The sequence below is a fragment of the Pseudoalteromonas fuliginea genome, from assembly GCF_000690055.1.
In the GTDB taxonomy this organism is placed as follows: Bacteria; Pseudomonadota; Gammaproteobacteria; order Enterobacterales; family Alteromonadaceae; genus Pseudoalteromonas; species Pseudoalteromonas fuliginea.
Map to the genome: position 1 here is coordinate 58,831 of NZ_JJNZ01000017.1, position 16,909 is coordinate 75,739.

Below are 16,909 nucleotides of genomic sequence, written 5' to 3' on the forward strand. Positions count from 1 at the left end.
TTATTTCAATAAAAGTAAGGCGTTTACTAAAGGCCTTCTTTAGCTTGTAAATAGGTATTCACTAGCGCGCTAATTACTTGCCCACAGTGTTGTATGCCATTCTCAACGTTATTTGGATGCTGATTTGGTGCAGCTTCACATAAATGTAAATACTGAGACTGACGGTTTTTAGCGGCTAAATGCACAAAGTGCTCACTGTCGTCCACGTTAAACCCACTGCACGTATAGGCACTTACTGGCATGTAAGAAATGCTGTCTAAATCTACTTCAACTCCAAGTGGTAAGTTATCAAAGCTATTTAGTGCATTATTAACGGCTTGAGTGAGTGTAATATCCCGTCTCACTTTTATCGATTGGTAGCTATTAAATTTAAAATTAGCGTTAGCCATAGCTTCAAGAATAGCTTGATTGTTTTTCAGTTCGTGTAAACCAATCACGTGATAATTATTTAAGAGTTGTTCGTTGTACGCATACCGGAAACCGTTGCCACTGTGACGGCCTTCACAGTCTCTAAAGTCGGCATGAGGATCAAAATTTATGGCATTAACCGGTGTATTTTTATATTTACTTAAAGCACGAATAATACCTAAGCAGTTATTATGCCCCCCGCCAATAATAATTGGCTCAAGACCTGCTTTAAATACAAGGGATAATACATTTTCTACTCGTTCATCGAGTTGCTGACATAAATTTCGTAATTGATTTAACTGTTTAGGCTGTTGATTATCAAGCTGCTTACTTTTTGCCATTAGATCATCAACATTGACTTCACCTAATAAAAGTACTTTTTGTGTAGCAATAAATTGATTATGAGGTTGGTTTAAAAAACGCTTTAAAAAAGCCGGCCACGCTTCGTCTGCACCGCCATTTCCTAGGTTTGCTTTGGGGCCAATATCTTCGCAAATACCGAGTAATACATAGCGAATACCAAACTGTCCGGCATCAATAAGTGCTTGTTGCACATTAACTTGAGTATCGAGCAAGGCCATTGCTTGCCAAGCTTTTTTTTCGTTTGCGCGGATAGAGCAAATCGCTTTAACCGCGCTTTCATCATATACCTTTAAATGATTGGTCACGTTATGCTTCTACGATTTCCAATTCTAGTTCTTCAGCAGATAAAACAATGCCAGTACTGTCAGCATAAATAAAGTCGTCATCAAAAAATGATACACCAGCAAAGTTAACACCTATTGCGTCTTCGCCAGCACCTTCGCTGTCGGCAGCAACCGGTATTGAGGCAATTGCTTGAATACCTAAATCAAGTTCTTCAAGCTCATCGACATGACGTACTGCGCCGTATACAACAATGCCATTCCAGTTGTTTTCGAGTGCAAGTTCGGCTATTTCGATGTCGATAAGCGCACGACGAGTTGAACCACCGCCATCAATAAGAAGCACTAAGCCAGTACCATCTTGAGAAAGTAATTCGCGGATCAGTTCATTATTTTCAAAACATTTAACCGTTTTAATGCGACCACCAAAACTGTGGCGACCACCAAAGTTGATGAACATTGGTTCTAGCACGTCAACCACATCAGCAAAGTGGTCGCATAAATCAGAAGTGCTGTAATCCATTATTTTATCCTCAAAAGGTACATTAATTTATACCTCAGTATACCCTCCTCATAAGCAATAACAACGACTTAATCGCAGTAAATTTAGGCAAAATAAGAAGGGAATCAATAAAAGCAACAATAGTGTCTTAAAAGCGTCACGCAATTGTTATTTACAACACCTAAGCTAAAACAGTGTTCATATATTATGCAGCTAGGAGTAAGTGATGGATGGTAATAATATGCTTAAAAAAGTAGCTCAAATAGATGAGCAATTATTTTTAACTCTGTTTAATTGTAAATCGCCTTCATGGCTGAAAGTAATCGCATTTGGACTATCAAAAAGTGGTGATGGTGGCCTTTATCTACTCATATGTGGGGCTGTATGGTGGTTAAGTAACAATGAACCATATCAGTTATTACCAGTAACTTTGCTACTCGGATTTGCGATAGAAAGACCTATCTACTTTTTAGCTAAAAATCGTTTTGCTCGGGTTCGGCCGTGCGATTGTTTAGTTACAAACGCTTACATAGTACCTAGTGATAAATTTAGTTTACCTTCAGGACACAGTGCAGCTGCATTTTTAGTCGCGATGATCTTAAGCCATTTTTTTCCTGAATATACTTGGCTACTATTTGGCTGGGCCTCGGGAGTGGCAATTTCTCGAGTTGTACTCGGGGTTCATTTTCCCGCGGATATTATTCTAGGTGCTGTGGTTGGTAGTTCATGTGCGATATTTTCTTTAGCATTAGTGGTGCCTGAATGAAAATATTATATGGTATTCAAGGTACTGGGAATGGTCATATTACTCGCGCTCGGGTCATGGCTAGTGGTTTTAAGGAATTAGGAATTGATGTTGATTATATTTTTTCGGGACGTGCTAAAAAAGACTACTTTGATATGCAAGAGTTTGGGCAGTATAAAAGTTTTCGGGGGTTATCTTTTGATACAGAAAATGGTCAAGTAAAAAGCTATCGAACAGTTAGCAATGCGCGCCCTTGTAAATTGCTTGCAGATATAAAGTCGCTCGATGTAAAACAGTATGATTTTGTACTCAATGACTTTGAGCCAGTTTCTGCATGGGCTGCAAAAAGAGCTGGAATTCCGGTTGTTGGAATTAGCCATCAGGCCGCATTTTTGTCCAGTAGTGTGCCTATGTTTAGTCGCGGGATTTTACGTAAGTCACTTATTAAATACTACGCACCAGCCAATACGTATTTAGGTGTTCATTGGCAGCCTTTCGCGCATAATATTATTCCCCCTTTTATTGCTAATCATCAACATGGCAATCCAGTGGCGGTTATGAATAAAGTATTGGTGTATTTACCTTTCGAAAATTTAGACAGCATTATAGATTATTTAAAAGACTTCCCCGAAAAAGAGTTTTATTGTTATCACCCGCACGCCTGTAATCAATCTATTGGGCATATACATTTGCGTTCCCCTTCACGCACTGGCTTTTTAAATGATTTAGCAAATACAAGTGGCGTAATAGGAAACGCAGGGTTTGAGCTTGCTAGTGAAGCATTAAAATTAGGAAAAAAATTATTATTAAAACCTTTAGACGGACAGTTTGAGCAAGGCGCTAATGCACAAACGCTACTTGCAATGGGTATGGCACATGTAATGAGTTATTTAAATCCTCAAGCGCTTGATGATTGGAATACTGCGCCACAAAATAAACAGATTAATTACCCCAGTGATCCCGCTCCTTTAATTTTTTGGCTGCTTAAAAAACAATGGAATAATACACACTCATTACATAAAGGTTTATGGGGAAGTGTGAATTTATAATGATGAAAACTAAAATTAACAACACTAAATAACTATATAAAATAAAAATTTATTAATTTAATTAGTTGCTTTGACTCAATAAGCTATAATATTAAAGCATATTTAATAAAGGCGTTTGCGATGATTTTTTTACAAAATTTAACTATTAAACGACGTTTGCAATTAAACGCAGTCGTTGTTGGTTTAGCTATGGTGATTCTTTTATGTGTGATCATTTTTGAATCACGTACAACCTTAAATTTAAATAAGACTATTCAATTAGCAGAAGAGCTTAATGTACATGCACTAGCACTGCGTAAACATGAGAAAAATTTTCTATTTTATAAGCACGAAGAAGCGTTAACTGAATTTGAAACTGATTTTAAGCAGTTAAGTAGTAAAATTACAAAATTAAAGCAATCAATGAGCCAACAAGGTATTTCTGCTGCTCAGGTTGAGCATTTTGAGCAACTAATTAATAGTTATAACAATGATTTTAATACTGTTGTTAAATTACAAAAAGAGATTGGGCTGAATCCTAAAGATGGCTTATATGGTAAGCTCAGAGCTGCTGTGCATGAAGTCGAAGTACTGCTGAAAGAGCAGCAAAACTACAAGCTTTTATCATCTATGTTGCAACTTAGGCGCTCAGAAAAAGATTTCATGCTGAGATTTGATATTAAATACCTAGGGCGTTTTAATGAAGGCATAAATACGTTTAAGCAACAGATAGCATCGACTGATCTGCTAAGCAGCTACAAAGCAAAAATAACCCCTTTGATTGATATGTATCAAAATGAGTTTGAAACACTTGTACAAGCGCAAACAGCATTAGGTTTAGACCTTAATTCTGGTGCGTTAGGTGTTATGCGAGAAAGCGTCAATAAAAGCGATGTAATTGTTACTCAAATTGTTAAAGAAACAAAACTACAAGTTGAAAAGAGTGTAGAGCAAGCACAATTTTTAGCCATTTTGGTTTTTGTAATTGCAGGTGTGATTGTTCTAGCGCTTGTTTACTTTACCAGTCACTCAATCATTGTACCTATAGAGCGTGTTTATCACACCATTAACGACATTCGTCGTAATAATGATTTAAGTGTGATGATAGAGCAAACAGGTAAAGATGAAATTACCACCATGACAATCGATTTTAATAGCCTCATTGGTGACTTTAGAAACTTAATAAATGAAGTCAACACGGCTTTAAATACGCTTAATGTAGCCACTGAGCATTTATCAGAAAGCACTGCAGCAACAAGTTCAGGTATGCAAGAGCAACTTCATGAAGCAGATATGGTAGCAACCGCGGCAACTGAAATGCAGGCGACTATTCAAGATATTTCTCATAATACCGAAGCAGCAGCCAAAAAAGCGGAATCGACCAACTTAAGTGCACAGCAAGGGCGTAATGAAGTGGATTCAACGGTTAAGCATATTAGAGACCTATCTGAATCCCTTGGGAATGCATCGAGTGTGGTATCACAGCTCGAAAAAGATGGGGAGACAATTGGTTCTGTGCTTGATGTGATCCGTGGTATTGCTGAGCAAACAAATTTACTCGCACTTAATGCTGCAATTGAAGCTGCTCGAGCTGGTGAGTATGGTCGTGGTTTTGCCGTAGTAGCAGATGAAGTCCGCTCACTTGCACAACGTACACAAGAGTCTACTAGCGAGATTGAAGGGATTATTAATACATTACAACAGCGCACTCAAGAAGTTGTGAGTATTATGCATCAGTGTCGTTCACAAGGCGATGAAAGTGCCTCGCAAGCGATTAAGGCTGGAGAATTATTAGGTGCAATTACGGAAGATGTACAAACTATAATGGAAATGAGTACTCAAATAGCCGTCGCAATTGACGAGCAAAGCCAAGTGGCGTCAGAGGTTAATAAAAATGTAGTGCGTATTCGTGATATTGCTCAAGATGCATCAGGGCATGCCGCGAACAATGCACAAACAAGTGAAGAAGTATCTGAGCAGGCTCGTGTGTTATTTAGCGCGATTGATAAGTTTAAGGTATAAATAAAGCTTGTAAAAAATAACCAATAAAGTTTAAGGAATAAACTTTATTGGTACACTGTCTTTACTTTGCTTGAGCTCAATTACACGCTCTAAATATTCAGCCCACAATGTATCGTGCTGCTCTTGCAGTTTTACAAAATAGTGCCAGCTAAATAACCCGCTATTATGGCCATCATCAAAATCTAAGCGCAAGGCATAGTGTCCAACAGGTGCAATACTTTTTATTCCTACATCTTGCTTATTAAGTACTAGCTTCATTGGACCAGAGCCATGGCCTTGCACTTCAGCAGAAGGGGAGTGAACACGTAAAAATTCACAGCTAAAGACGGCTTGGCTGTCATCATCAAAGTAAACATCTAGGTTTTTACTCACACTGTGGTAATGCACTTTTGTTACGTGTTTCATTTAATATATCCCATTAAAAAGCCTCCAATATGGAGGCTTTTAGTATAACGTTTATATTCGTTTTATAGAATAAAGCGGCTTAAGTCTTCATCTTCAACAAGTGCACCTAAGTGTTTTTCAACATAAGCGGCATCGATTACTAAAGACGAACCTGCTTTTTCAGAAGCATCGTATGAAATCTCTTCCATCAATCTTTCCATTACAGTATGAAGACGACGAGCACCGATGTTTTCGGTTTTTTCGTTAACTTGCCAAGCGGCTTTAGCAATACGCTCAATTGCATCATCACTAAACTCAATTGATACCTGTTCAGTTTTAAGTAGCTCGCGTTGCTGCTCAGTAAGCGATGCATGAGGCTCTGTAAGGATGCGTTTAAAGTCATCTGCAGTGAGTGCTTCAAGTTCTACTCGAATCGGTAAGCGACCTTGTAGCTCTGGGATCATATCTGATGGCTTTGCCATCTGAAACGCACCAGAGGCAATAAACAACATATGGTCAGTTTTAACCATGCCGTGTTTAGTGTTTACTGTTGAGCCTTCAATTAGCGGTAGCAAGTCGCGCTGAACACCTTCTCGGCTCACATCAGGGCCTGAAGAATCGCCGCGCTTACAAATTTTGTCTATTTCATCAATAAACACAATACCGTTTTGCTCTACTGCAAAAATAGCTTGTTCTTTTAGCTCTTCAGGATTTACTAATTTAGCGGCTTCTTCTTCCGTTAATAGTTTGAAGGCTTCTTTGATTTTTAGTTTACGTTTAGTACGCTTATCGCCGCCCATGTTTTGAAACATGCTTTGTAGCTGGTTGGTCATATCTTCCATACCAGGAGGCGCCATAATTTCTACGTTTGGTTGTGCTTGTGCTAAATCGATTTCAATTTCTTTATCATCTAACTGACCTTCACGTAGCTTTTTACGGAATGTTTGGCGTGTTGATGAATTATCGTCGCGTTGGCTTTCGCCAAATTGGTCTTTTGCAGGAGGTAAAAGGGCATCTAAAATGCGCTCTTCTGCTGCTTCTTCGGCGCGATGTTTAAACTTTTTAGTCTGCTGTTCGCGAGTCATTTTAATTGATACATCGACTAAATCGCGTATGATTGTCTCAACTTCTTTACCAACATAGCCAACTTCAGTGAACTTAGTAGCTTCTACTTTAATGAATGGCGCATTCGCTAATTTTGCTAAACGGCGTGCAATTTCTGTTTTACCTACGCCGGTTGGACCAATCATTAAAATATTTTTTGGTGTTACTTCGCTGCGTAAATCTTCATTTAATTGCATACGACGCCAGCGATTACGAAGCGCGATAGCTACTGCTTTTTTAGCTTTAGCCTGACCTATAATATGCTGATCTAGCTCGTGAACAATTTCTCTTGGGGTCATATCAGACATAATAGTTCCTATTATAATTCTTCGATTGTTTGGAAGTTATTAGTAAATACGCAGATGTTGCCTGCAATAGTTAAACTTTTTTCTACTATTTCACGAGCGCTTAAGTCGGTATTTTCTAATAAGGCTGTTGCTGCTGATTGGGCAAAGTTACCACCACTGCCAATTGCAATTAGGTCGTTTTCTGGCTGAACCACATCACCGTTACCGGTAATAATTAAAGAGGCTGTTTCGTCTGCTACAGCGAGCAGCGCTTCGAGTTTTCGAAGTGCACGGTCACTTCGCCAATCTTTAGCCATTTCTACTGCGGCTTTAGTTAGGTTTCCTTGGTGCATTTCTAATTTGCTTTCAAAGCGTTCGAAAAGAGTGAAGGCATCAGCAGTACCGCCGGCAAAACCAGCGATTACTTTGCCATTATAAAGGCGTCGAACTTTGCGGGCGTTGCCCTTCATTACGGTGTTACCAAGGGACACTTGGCCATCGCCGCCAATTACAACTTTGTCGCCGCGGCGAACACTTACGATAGTAGTCATGTTATTCCTCATCATCGAGCTGCAGAGGCAGCTCGTAAAAAACGATTATGATGAGGTTATATGGGTGAATGGTTTATTTTCAAGTCCAGCCCCAAATTCCGCAGCCGACTATTTTTACACGTTTAAGTTTGTTTTTATCGCTTTCGGCTTGGCGTTTGGTTTTATAAGGGCCTAAACGTACTTTATACCAAGTACCATTGCTGCCTTCAGCCTGTTTTATCTCAGAAATGAGCCCTGCAAATGCGATTTTAGCTTTTAACGATTCAGCTTGTGCATGAGTTCTGAACGAACCGCATTGCATAACATAAGGACCTTTTTGCTCAAGTTCTTTTACTTCAACTTGAATCTCGTGGTTTCTAATTTCTTTAATAAATTCCGGCGTGCGTGGAATAACAACTTCTACTTTTTCAGGCGCAGTTGGGTGAGCTTGCTTTTCGACAAGTTTTGGATCGGCATTACTTTTAATAAACCATAATCCGTAAACGAAACCACCTACAAGTAAAATAGCAATGCTCACTAAAAAAATTGGAAATGGTTTTTTAGTGGGTGCTTTTTTAGTGTTTTTTCTATTTGCTGGTTTTTTGTTAATGTAATCGTGCTGTGCCATAGCGTTATTTTGGCCTTAACCTAAATCATGTCTATAGGGTCTACGTCTAAGCTCCAGCGCACTTTTTGTGCAAGTTTGCTTGAGCTTAAATAATCAACCATTTGCGCAAGGTACTGATGTAATATGCGACGATCTTGCGCTTGAATATGTAATTGAAAGCGATACATACCTGCGACTTTTTCAAGAGGTGCAGGGATCGGACCGAGCAATTGTATACCAGATACCCCATTCACAGGAACCAAATCCGTCAAAAAATCGACGACTAGTTTAATACTATGTCCTTGTGCACGGACAATGGCCATATTTGTAATGGGTGGTAAGTCCGCATCATCGCGCTCACTAAGGGCAAAACGGGCAAAATCCTGATAACCGTTATTAACTAAGTCTTGTAAAAGTGGGTGCTCTGGAAAGTGTGTTTGTAATAATACTTGGCCAGGCTCCCCTGAACGTCCTGCACGACCAGCTACCTGAGTAACTAACTGTGCTAAATGCTCTGTCGCTCTAAAATCGCATGAATATAACCCGCTATCAACGTCTAAAATTATAACGAGGCTTACATCTGCAAAGTGATGACCTTTAGCAAGCATTTGTGTGCCTACTAAAATACGCGCCCCCCCTAAGTTAATTTCATCGAGTGCCTTTTCAAGGCTACCTTTACGGCGAGTTGAATCGCGGTCTATGCGAGTAACGGGTGTATCAGGGAATTCGGTTGATAAAAATTCTTCAATTTGCTCTGTGCCTTTGCCGTTAGGAAATATTTGCGTGCTGCCACAATCAGGGCATTGGTGAGGAACAGGGTACTGGTCGCCACAGTGATGGCAGATCATTTGCCCAATCGCTTTGTGAAAAGTGGCGCTGGTGCTGCAGCGTTTACATTCACTTAGCCAGCCACACTCATGGCAAATAAGAGTGGGTGAGAAACCTCGACGATTTAAAAACACCATAACCTGTTTACCGCGGTTTAAATGTTGTCGCATAGTGGCAAGGCTAGCATGTGCAATACCTGCTTGGTCGGGCTGACCTTTCATATCGAGTAACTTAAACTGGTTGTCGGTGGCTGTTTGCGCGCGCTCGGTTAAGCTTAATAACTGATATTTGTTATTAAGTGCTTTGTGGAGCGTTTCAAGCGCGGGTGTGGCGCTGCCTAATATAAGCGGAATTTTATGCTGAAAAGCTCTATAAGCGGCTAAATCACGAGCATGGTAACGAAGGGTATCTTGTTGTTTAAATGACGAGTCGTGTTCTTCGTCAACAACAATCATACCGAGTTTTAAAAATGGCAGAAAAATACTCGAACGTGTGCCAATAACTATCGCACAACTGCCTTTTTCACAAAATCGCCATGTTTGTAGGCGTTCGTTGTCGGTAAGTGCTGAGTGCCAAAGCATAACAGGTGTATCTGGGAAGCGGCGACGAAAACGGTTTACCGTTTGCGGTGTTAGGCCGATTTCGGGCACGAGTACGAGGGCTTGCTCGCCACGTTTTAATACTTCTTCTAAGCACTGTAAATACACTTCAGTTTTACCACTGCCCGTTACGCCTTCTAATAAAAAGCTGCTAAAACCGGTACTTTGATTGATTGCTGTACAGGCCACTGCTTGTTCTTTATTAAGTACAGGTTTACTACCGACGGTTGGCGCAACGCTTTGCCATTGGTTATCGTGTTCGATAGTTTGTGTGATGAGTTCTTTAGCAATGAGGCTATCTATTGTTTTTTTACTAAAGCCAAGTGCTTTTAGTTCGGTTAACGATGACTTACCTGATTGTGATAACTGCTTTAATAAGTTGAGTTGAGTTTTAGCTTTTAATGACGGTACTTTAGCGCCTTTTTCGGTAAGCATTACCATGTTAATGCTTGTTTTGTCTGGTGATTCACCTTGGCGTAGTGCACTAGGCAGAGCTATATGAATCGTTTCGCCGAGTGGGTAACAATAATAACGCGCTGTAAAACTAAGGAGATCTAAATGTTCGCTAGATAATATTGGGGTATCGTCGATAACTTCAAAAATGCTTTTAATTTTACTCTCGGGTACTTCAGTACTCTTTTTTACTGCTAATATAACAGCCACTTTACGCTGATTACCAAAGGGTACCAAAACGCGCATTCCGGGCTTCAGATCAGAAACCAAGCCTGAGAGCTGTTCATCTACTTTATAATCAAAGGTGCGCGGTAATGGGACTTTAATAGCAACTTCAACAAAACGCATAACAACTCAACCAATAAAATTAATGGTGTAATGTACTAAATATACAGTTAAAAACCTACTAGCAAATTATAGTCATTTTATTATTTGGTTACTTTTTTAGCAAAAAATTATAATTAAACCTTGTGTGCTCGGTAGTTGTTGGATAAAATCCGCCACCAACAAATTTGTTTTAACGACGTATGGTACCAAACTACGGGTTTGGAGAGCGATGCGGCCTTAACTAGAGGTTTCTATGAAAGAAGGTATTCACCCTAAGTACGAAGTAATTTCAGCAACATGTTCATGCGGAAATGAATTCGAAACAAGCTCTACTCTTTGTAAAAACATTCACTTAGACGTATGTTCTGCGTGTCACCCGTTTTACACTGGTAAGCAAAAAGTTTTAGACACTGGCGGACGTGTTGATCGTTTCAACAAGCGTTTCGGTGCACTTGGTAGCAAGAAGTAATTTTTGCTATTTAGTTAAAAGAAGCACCTTAGGGTGCTTTTTTTGTGCCTGAAATTTATCTTTACGTGCTTTTCCTGCCTATTTATACGTTATCTCCTTTGCATAACTATTTCTTGTTCTTATTCTGAGTATGCATAAACCTTTGCAGACAAAGTACGTAATAGTCTCTATATTTTGAAGTGTTCATTTTTTAACTAAGTTGTTAAATGTAGCTAACGTGAAGATAAATGTTTTTAAAGTAGACTATTAAGCTGTTTATAGTTATTTATACTAAAAATTTGATAGTCGTTTTTAGAGAAAATGGCTCGCGGCTAAAAGTACCTCTAAAAATGCTTTTTATATGAATTTCTATTTATGAAATGTCGCTATATCTTCGCAAAGTTACTGAAAAACCTCTTAAAATTAATGAATCTAGCATATAACAGGATAGACCTGATATTGCTTGGAATTTAAAAATAATAAGGGTATCGTAACCCAGACAACACCTCTCACTTTAACTTAAATTGCAGGATACAATCGCGTTATGTCAGACTTTCGTGAACAAGCACTACATTACCATTCTCATCCCGTTCCAGGAAAAATCAGCATTGAGCTAACCAAGCCTGCCGAAACGGTTCAAGATTTAGCTTTAGCATATAGCCCAGGTGTTGCTGAACCTGTGCGTGAAATTGCTGCTGATCCTGCAAATGCTTATAAATATACCGGTAAAGGTAATATGGTTGCAGTTATCACTAATGGTACTGCAATTTTGGGCTTGGGTAATTTAGGCCCATTGGCATCAAAGCCTGTAATGGAAGGCAAGGCGCTGTTATTTAAGCGCTTTGCAGGCCTTGATTCTATTGATATCGAAGTGAAGCATAAAACAACAGAAGACTTTATTAACACGGTTGCTAATATTGCCGATACATTTGGTGGTATTAATCTTGAAGATATTAAAGCCCCAGAGTGTTTTGAAATTGAAAAGGCATTGATTGAGCGCTGTAGTATTCCGGTTTTTCATGATGATCAACACGGCACTGCAATTGTAACAGCCGCTGGTATGTTGAATGCACTTGAAGTGCAAGAGAAATCGATAGAAGAGGCTATTATAGTATGTTTAGGTGCTGGTGCGGCTGCCGTTGCCTGTATGGAACTGTTAATTAAGTGTGGTGCACTGCGTGAACACATTTACATGCTTGACCGTAAAGGCGTTATTCATACTCGTCGTGATGATTTAAACGAGTACAAACAACTATTCGCTAACAATACGGATAAGCGTACGTTACAAGATGTTATTGCCGATGCTGATGTATTTGTTGGTGTATCTGGGCCTAATTTGTTAGCAGCCGATGATTTAAAACTGATGGCTGATAAGCCGGTTGTGTTTGCGTGCTCAAACCCCGACCCTGAAATTGATCCCGCACTTGCACACAGCGCACGCAGCGATTTAATTATGGCGACAGGGCGTTCTGATTATCCAAACCAAGTGAATAATGTTTTGTGTTTCCCGTTTATTTTTCGTGGTGCACTAGATGTGCGCGCAAGTGCAATTAACGATGAAATGAAAATAGCAGCAGTAGAAGCGATTCGTAGCATTGCAAAAGAGCCTGTACCAGCTGAGGTCTTAAAAGCTGCCGGTGTTGAGAAGCTGGAATTTGGTGCTCAATATATTATTCCAAAACCGATGGATCCACGTTTATTACCACGTATAGCAAGAGCGGTTGCTCTTGCTGCTGTTGAGTCGGGTGTGGCACAAATTGATTTGCCAGAAAGCTATATGCAGTAAATCTATACCGTAAAATTTAATCATAAAAAAACCTCAGTAATTACTGAGGTTTTTTTATTTTACTTTATCTATTTATTCGTCATCTAAAACAGGGACTTCTAACCCCATTTCTTGCATTATTTTTTTCACTTCTTCTGGTACTTTTTCAGCGTTGTCTTTACGTAAGTCATCGTCATTAGGTAAAGGTTGACCTGTAAATGCATGTAAAAACGCTTCACATAGTAGCTCACTGTTTGTTGCGTGACGCAGGTTATTAATTTGACGACGAGTACGTTCGTCAGTTAATACCTTTAATACATTCAGTGGGATCGAAACGGTGATCTTCTTAACTTGTTCTGATTTTTTCCCGTGTTCTGCGTATGGGTGAATATACTCACCATTCCATTTAGCCATAAGATGTATCGTTGCCTCAGATTATTAATTGCTCACATGCGCTAAAATGCGTGTGAATATGCGTGAAATTCTATCGATTTAAAAAAGATAGTCAAATACTAGTTGTTTGGCCATCTAGCTGTTTAAATGTTTTGACTTCTCAAATTGAATAAACTACTCTTTTAGACGTCTAAACATCCAAACTAATCAGGTGACGAATATGAGCGAAAAAAACAAAGCAACCATTGCGGTCCGTAGTGGCGTTGAAGCCGATAAACACCACGGTGCAGTGGTCGCGCCAATCTATTTATCGACTACTTATTCGTTTGCCGATTTTGATACTAAACGCCAATATGATTATGGCCGCAGCGGTAATCCTAACCGCGATATCTTAGCTGAGACCCTTGCTGAACTCGAAGGGGGAGTACGCGGCATAATTACAGCCACAGGCATGGCGGCTGTACACTTAGCAACTCAGCTGCTTAATCACGACGACACGTTAGTGATCCCACACGACTGCTACGGTGGAAGCTACCGTTTATTTACGTCCCTGCAAAAGCGTGGCTTGCTAAAACTTGAGGTTTTAGATTTAACAAAACCAGAAAGTCTTCAAAAAATATTAGTAATTAAACCAAAACTCATTTGGATTGAAACACCAAGTAACCCTGTACTACGTTTAACTGATATTAAAGCGGTTACTGATATTGCTAAGCAGTGTGGCGCACTGGTGGCCGCTGACAATACATTTTTATCGCCTGCTTTACAAAATCCGATTAAGTTTGGTGTAGATATTGTGGTGCATTCAACCACTAAATATATCAACGGACACTCAGATGTAGTGGGCGGTGCTGTTATTGCTGCAACACAAGAGATCGGCGACGAGCTTGCTTGGTGGGCTAATAACATTGGTATCACAGGGGCACCTTTTGATAGCTATTTAACGCTTCGTGGTTTACGTACTTTAAATGTGCGCTTAAGGCAGCATCAAGAAAATGCATTAGCAATAGCTCAGTATCTCGAAGAATCTGAGTTCGTTAGCCAAGTTTATTACCCTGGGCTTGAGTCGCACCCCCAACATGAATTAGCGAAAGCACAGCAGCTTGGTTTTGGTGGCATGGTTAGCTTTGATATTAAAGGCGACATAAACGATGCAGCGGCATTTTTAACTAGTCTACATAACTTTAGTTTAGCTGAGTCGCTAGGCGGCGTTGAGAGCTTAATATGCCACCCTGCGACCATGACGCATGCAGGGATGGATGCAACAGCGCGCTTAGAAGCCGGCGTTGGTGATACGCTTATTCGTGTTTCTGTCGGAATAGAAGACATTGAAGATTTATTAGCAGATCTTGAACGTGTATTTACACTTGTAAAACCTGGCAGAAAAAACAATACAAATCGATTAACTAAAGGTGCGGGAACATCGAGCGGTGATGCTAAGTTAAGTGCCGCTTACCCCGCGCTTTGGTAACTAACATGACTAAAAATATACATAAATTTGGCGGTTCGAGTTTAAGTTCAGCACAGCGTTACAAAAGTGTTGCGGGTATTATATTAGAGCACACACAACCTGGTGATTGCGTTGTGGTATCAGCAGCTGGGAAAACAACCGATACACTAGTTAAGTTATGGCAAAGTTACCAGCAGCAAGATACACATGTAATTGCTGATATTTTATTACAGTTAAATAATCATCAAATAGATTTAATAGAGCAGTTATTACAAGCTAATACAAAGTGTAACGCTCTAAAAAAATTGAATGAAGAGCTATCAACAATAACGCTGTTAGCGCAAACAGGGCAGCTACAAGAAGCCCAATTGCTTGCTCATGGAGAGTTATGGTCAGCACGCGTACTCGCTGCTTACCTGCAGGAGCTTAATGCTGATGCGTGTGTTCACGATGCGCGCGCTTTATTTACATTAAATGATGGGCAGTTATTACATGAACAAAATACTCAACAGTGCGCAAACTTAATTGCGCATAATAAAATTAACGTTGTAACTGGATTTATTGCAGCTAATACAGCAGGGGATACTGTAACGCTTGGTCGTAATGGAAGTGATTATAGTGCGACCTTACTCGCTAATTATTGTCATGCAAAACAAGTCTGTATTTGGACTGACACACAAGGTGTATTTAGTACCGACCCTCGTAAAGTTAGTAAAGCGATTAAATACGCGAAGGTGTGTCGTGGACAGGCCAATTTGTTAGCACGACTAGGTAACCCCGTATTGCATGCTAAAACATTATCTCCTCTTAAAAATACGGATATAAAATTATCAGTACGAAGTAGCTTTGATGTACAAGCTAGCTCTACTGACATCGTTAAAGAAGGTAGTGCCAAGCAAAAGCGCTTTATAACAACGTTACAAAATATTGATTTATTAATAGTTGAAAACTTAAGTGAAGGAGATATTGCGCATGTGAGTCAGCTTATTCAGCATAGCTTGCATCACTTTAGTCAAAATGGTGAGACGTACTTAGTTGTGCCAGCTATTTCGACGCATCAGGTTATTAGCTATTTTGAAGGTCGAGCTAATATTAACGAATCGAGCTTACACGGGTGTGCTGTGATTGCGTCAGAGCAAGATATTAGTAAATTGCACTTATTGGCGATTAATTTATTAAATGCACATGCGATTGAACCACGATTTGCACACCAAGATAGCGGCTATATTTTATTACTTACTGATCAAGTGATTGATAGCGATATACTTAGCATATTACACGATAAGCTGATTAACAAAGGGCAGGAAATTGCTTTAATAGTCGCTGGACTTGGTAATGTAGGTGAGGTGTTTATTGAACAGTTATCTACTCAAGTTGAGCGCTTGTCAGATGACTTTAGTATTAAGCTTGTTGGCTTAGTGCGCTCTCAAAAAATGCTTTTTAATCCTAATGGGATTGGTGTATCGCAATGGAAAACCCAGTTTCAACTTGAAGCGTCTGATTATCAAAACCAAACATTATTAAATGCAATTGATGAACTTGATTACGAACATAAAGTGATTGTAGATATAACAGCGAGTGAAAAGTTTAGCCGGTTATATCCTGATTTTGTAGAAATGGATTGTCATTTAATAAGCGCTAATAAGTATGCAGGTACAGCTCCTACTAATTGGTATAAAGCACTACGTACAAGTATCTCTGAACGCAACTTACATTGGCGTTATAACACCAGTGTGGGGGCTGGTTTACCCATTAATTTTGCGCTTGCTGATTTACAAAATAGTGGCGATAAAATAACACGTATTGAGGGCGTATTTTCTGGAACGTTATCGTGGTTGTGTAGTAAGTATGATGGTTCGATTATATTTTCAGATTTAGTGCTTGAAGCGCAAAAAATGGGTTTTACGGAGCCCGATCCTCGCGAGGATTTATCTGGGCGTGATATGCAGCGAAAATTGCTTATTTTAGCCAGAGAGTTGGGGGTTGAATTAAATCTTGAGGATATTAGTCTTTCGGCATTGATGCCTGATGAACTTGCGCAAGGGAGTTGGGATGATTTTTTAAGTAAAAAGTCCCAGTTAGATAGCTTTATTCAAGAGCATGCAAAGAGAGCTAAGGCACAAAATTCGGTGCTTCGTTATACAGGCTTGCTCGAAATCGCAGAAAATGAAGTAATAGCGAAAGTCGGTATCGCGTATGTATTACAAAGTGATGTTTTGGCTAGTTTAACGCCAGGAGATAATATTTTTGTTATAAATAGTAAGTGGTATAGCGATAACGCGCTCGTTATCCAAGGCCCTGGTGCTGGTAAAGAGGTCACTGCAGCGGGTGTACATTCTGATTTGTATTGGCTGGTCCAAAATTTAAGGTAAACATTACGGCAGCCTA

The 16,909-nt window shown here is 39.6% G+C and carries 15 protein-coding genes; 7 read left to right on the forward strand and 8 right to left on the reverse strand.

Annotated features, from left to right (window positions below; translation table 11 throughout):
• Positions 1 to 26: 26 nt before the first annotated feature.
• A complete protein-coding gene (locus DC53_RS14935) occupies positions 27 to 1,076 on the reverse strand; it encodes a formimidoylglutamase (protein ID WP_033028830.1) in 1,050 nt (349 codons plus the stop codon).
• Between the two features lies 1 nt (position 1,077).
• Positions 1,078 to 1,575 (reverse strand): ribonuclease E activity regulator RraA, encoded by a 498-nt coding sequence (rraA, locus tag DC53_RS14930; protein WP_007377253.1) that lies wholly within the window; start codon positions 1,573 to 1,575, stop codon positions 1,078 to 1,080.
• Positions 1,576 to 1,780: 205 nt separating this feature from the next.
• Between rraA and DC53_RS14925 the strand changes: the two genes are divergently transcribed.
• The 3 genes from DC53_RS14925 to DC53_RS14915 all read left to right on the forward strand — a co-directional run bounded on the left by DC53_RS14925 (position 1,781) and on the right by DC53_RS14915 (position 5,349).
• Entirely contained in the window at positions 1,781 to 2,320 is a 540-nt protein-coding gene (locus DC53_RS14925) for a phosphatase PAP2 family protein (RefSeq protein WP_007377252.1), read from the forward strand.
• Positions 2,317 to 3,348: an MJ1255/VC2487 family glycosyltransferase gene (locus DC53_RS14920; protein ID WP_007377251.1), complete on the forward strand. Its 1,032-nt coding sequence runs from the start codon at positions 2,317 to 2,319 to the stop codon at positions 3,346 to 3,348. Before DC53_RS14925 ends, DC53_RS14920 begins: the two co-directional genes overlap by 4 nt.
• A gap of 120 nt (positions 3,349 to 3,468) precedes the next feature.
• Positions 3,469 to 5,349: a methyl-accepting chemotaxis protein gene (locus DC53_RS14915; RefSeq protein ID WP_007377250.1), complete on the forward strand. Its 1,881-nt coding sequence runs from the start codon at positions 3,469 to 3,471 to the stop codon at positions 5,347 to 5,349.
• A gap of 30 nt (positions 5,350 to 5,379) precedes the next feature.
• Here DC53_RS14915 and DC53_RS14910 read toward each other — a convergent pair whose 3' ends face one another.
• The 5 genes from DC53_RS14910 to priA form a co-directional block, all read right to left on the reverse strand.
• Positions 5,380 to 5,754, reverse strand: coding sequence for a gamma-butyrobetaine hydroxylase family protein (locus tag DC53_RS14910; RefSeq protein ID WP_007377249.1), 375 nt, complete (start codon positions 5,752 to 5,754; stop codon positions 5,380 to 5,382).
• 62 nt (positions 5,755 to 5,816) lie between these two features.
• On the reverse strand, positions 5,817 to 7,145 hold the full coding sequence (gene hslU / locus DC53_RS14905; protein WP_007377248.1) for an ATP-dependent protease ATPase subunit HslU: 1,329 nt from the start codon (positions 7,143 to 7,145) through the stop codon (positions 5,817 to 5,819).
• 11 nt (positions 7,146 to 7,156) lie between these two features.
• A complete protein-coding gene (gene hslV, locus DC53_RS14900; RefSeq protein ID WP_002958366.1) occupies positions 7,157 to 7,675 on the reverse strand; it encodes an ATP-dependent protease subunit HslV in 519 nt (172 codons plus the stop codon).
• Positions 7,676 to 7,754: 79 nt separating this feature from the next.
• A complete protein-coding gene (locus DC53_RS14895; RefSeq protein ID WP_007377247.1) occupies positions 7,755 to 8,282 on the reverse strand; it encodes an SPOR domain-containing protein in 528 nt (175 codons plus the stop codon).
• 20 nt (positions 8,283 to 8,302) lie between these two features.
• Positions 8,303 to 10,489 carry a primosomal protein N' gene (priA, locus tag DC53_RS14890; RefSeq protein WP_033028831.1) on the reverse strand — a complete coding sequence of 729 codons (2,187 nt, stop codon included), beginning with the start codon at positions 10,487 to 10,489 and terminating at the stop codon, positions 8,303 to 8,305.
• A 232-nt stretch (positions 10,490 to 10,721) separates the two neighbouring features.
• Here priA and rpmE point away from each other — a divergent pair, with 232 nt between their 5' ends.
• Both rpmE and DC53_RS14880 read left to right on the forward strand, forming a co-directional pair.
• Complete coding sequence (gene rpmE, locus DC53_RS14885) at positions 10,722 to 10,937, forward strand: 50S ribosomal protein L31 (RefSeq protein ID WP_007377245.1); 216 nt, start codon at positions 10,722 to 10,724, stop codon at positions 10,935 to 10,937.
• Between the two features lie 523 nt (positions 10,938 to 11,460).
• Positions 11,461 to 12,702 (forward strand): malic enzyme-like NAD(P)-binding protein, encoded by a 1,242-nt coding sequence (locus DC53_RS14880; protein ID WP_033028832.1) that lies wholly within the window; start codon positions 11,461 to 11,463, stop codon positions 12,700 to 12,702.
• Positions 12,703 to 12,774: 72 nt separating this feature from the next.
• On the opposite strand, the gene metJ is transcribed toward DC53_RS14880, so the two are convergent.
• A complete protein-coding gene (gene metJ, locus DC53_RS14875) occupies positions 12,775 to 13,095 on the reverse strand; it encodes a met regulon transcriptional regulator MetJ (RefSeq protein ID WP_007378651.1) in 321 nt (106 codons plus the stop codon).
• Between the two features lie 199 nt (positions 13,096 to 13,294).
• Between metJ and metB the strand changes: the two genes are divergently transcribed.
• Together metB and metL are read left to right on the forward strand one after the other, a co-directional pair.
• Positions 13,295 to 14,542 carry a cystathionine gamma-synthase gene (gene metB / locus DC53_RS14870; RefSeq protein ID WP_033028833.1) on the forward strand — a complete coding sequence of 416 codons (1,248 nt, stop codon included), beginning with the start codon at positions 13,295 to 13,297 and terminating at the stop codon, positions 14,540 to 14,542.
• 5 nt (positions 14,543 to 14,547) lie between these two features.
• Positions 14,548 to 16,893: a bifunctional aspartate kinase/homoserine dehydrogenase II gene (metL, locus tag DC53_RS14865; RefSeq protein WP_033028834.1), complete on the forward strand. Its 2,346-nt coding sequence runs from the start codon at positions 14,548 to 14,550 to the stop codon at positions 16,891 to 16,893.
• Positions 16,894 to 16,909 lie beyond the last annotated feature (16 nt).

Bases quoted from the DNA above. Each gene is read 5' to 3' on its own strand.
- rraA (WP_007377253.1), bottom strand. From the start codon at position 1,575: ATGGATTACAGCACTTCTGATTTATGCGACCACTTTGCTGATGTGGTT.
- DC53_RS14925 (WP_007377252.1), top strand. From the start codon at position 1,781: ATGGATGGTAATAATATGCTTAAAAAAGTAGCTCAAATAGATGAGCAA.
- DC53_RS14920 (WP_007377251.1), top strand. From the start codon at position 2,317: ATGAAAATATTATATGGTATTCAAGGTACTGGGAATGGTCATATTACT.
- DC53_RS14915 (WP_007377250.1), top strand. From the start codon at position 3,469: ATGATTTTTTTACAAAATTTAACTATTAAACGACGTTTGCAATTAAAC.
- DC53_RS14910 (WP_007377249.1), bottom strand. From the start codon at position 5,754: ATGAAACACGTAACAAAAGTGCATTACCACAGTGTGAGTAAAAACCTA.
- hslU (WP_007377248.1), bottom strand. From the start codon at position 7,145: ATGTCTGATATGACCCCAAGAGAAATTGTTCACGAGCTAGATCAGCAT.
- hslV (WP_002958366.1), bottom strand. From the start codon at position 7,675: ATGACTACTATCGTAAGTGTTCGCCGCGGCGACAAAGTTGTAATTGGC.
- DC53_RS14895 (WP_007377247.1), bottom strand. From the start codon at position 8,282: ATGGCACAGCACGATTACATTAACAAAAAACCAGCAAATAGAAAAAAC.
- priA (WP_033028831.1), bottom strand. From the start codon at position 10,489: ATGCGTTTTGTTGAAGTTGCTATTAAAGTCCCATTACCGCGCACCTTT.
- rpmE (WP_007377245.1), top strand. From the start codon at position 10,722: ATGAAAGAAGGTATTCACCCTAAGTACGAAGTAATTTCAGCAACATGT.
- DC53_RS14880 (WP_033028832.1), top strand. From the start codon at position 11,461: ATGTCAGACTTTCGTGAACAAGCACTACATTACCATTCTCATCCCGTT.
- metJ (WP_007378651.1), bottom strand. From the start codon at position 13,095: ATGGCTAAATGGAATGGTGAGTATATTCACCCATACGCAGAACACGGG.
- metB (WP_033028833.1), top strand. From the start codon at position 13,295: ATGAGCGAAAAAAACAAAGCAACCATTGCGGTCCGTAGTGGCGTTGAA.
- metL (WP_033028834.1), top strand. From the start codon at position 14,548: ATGACTAAAAATATACATAAATTTGGCGGTTCGAGTTTAAGTTCAGCA.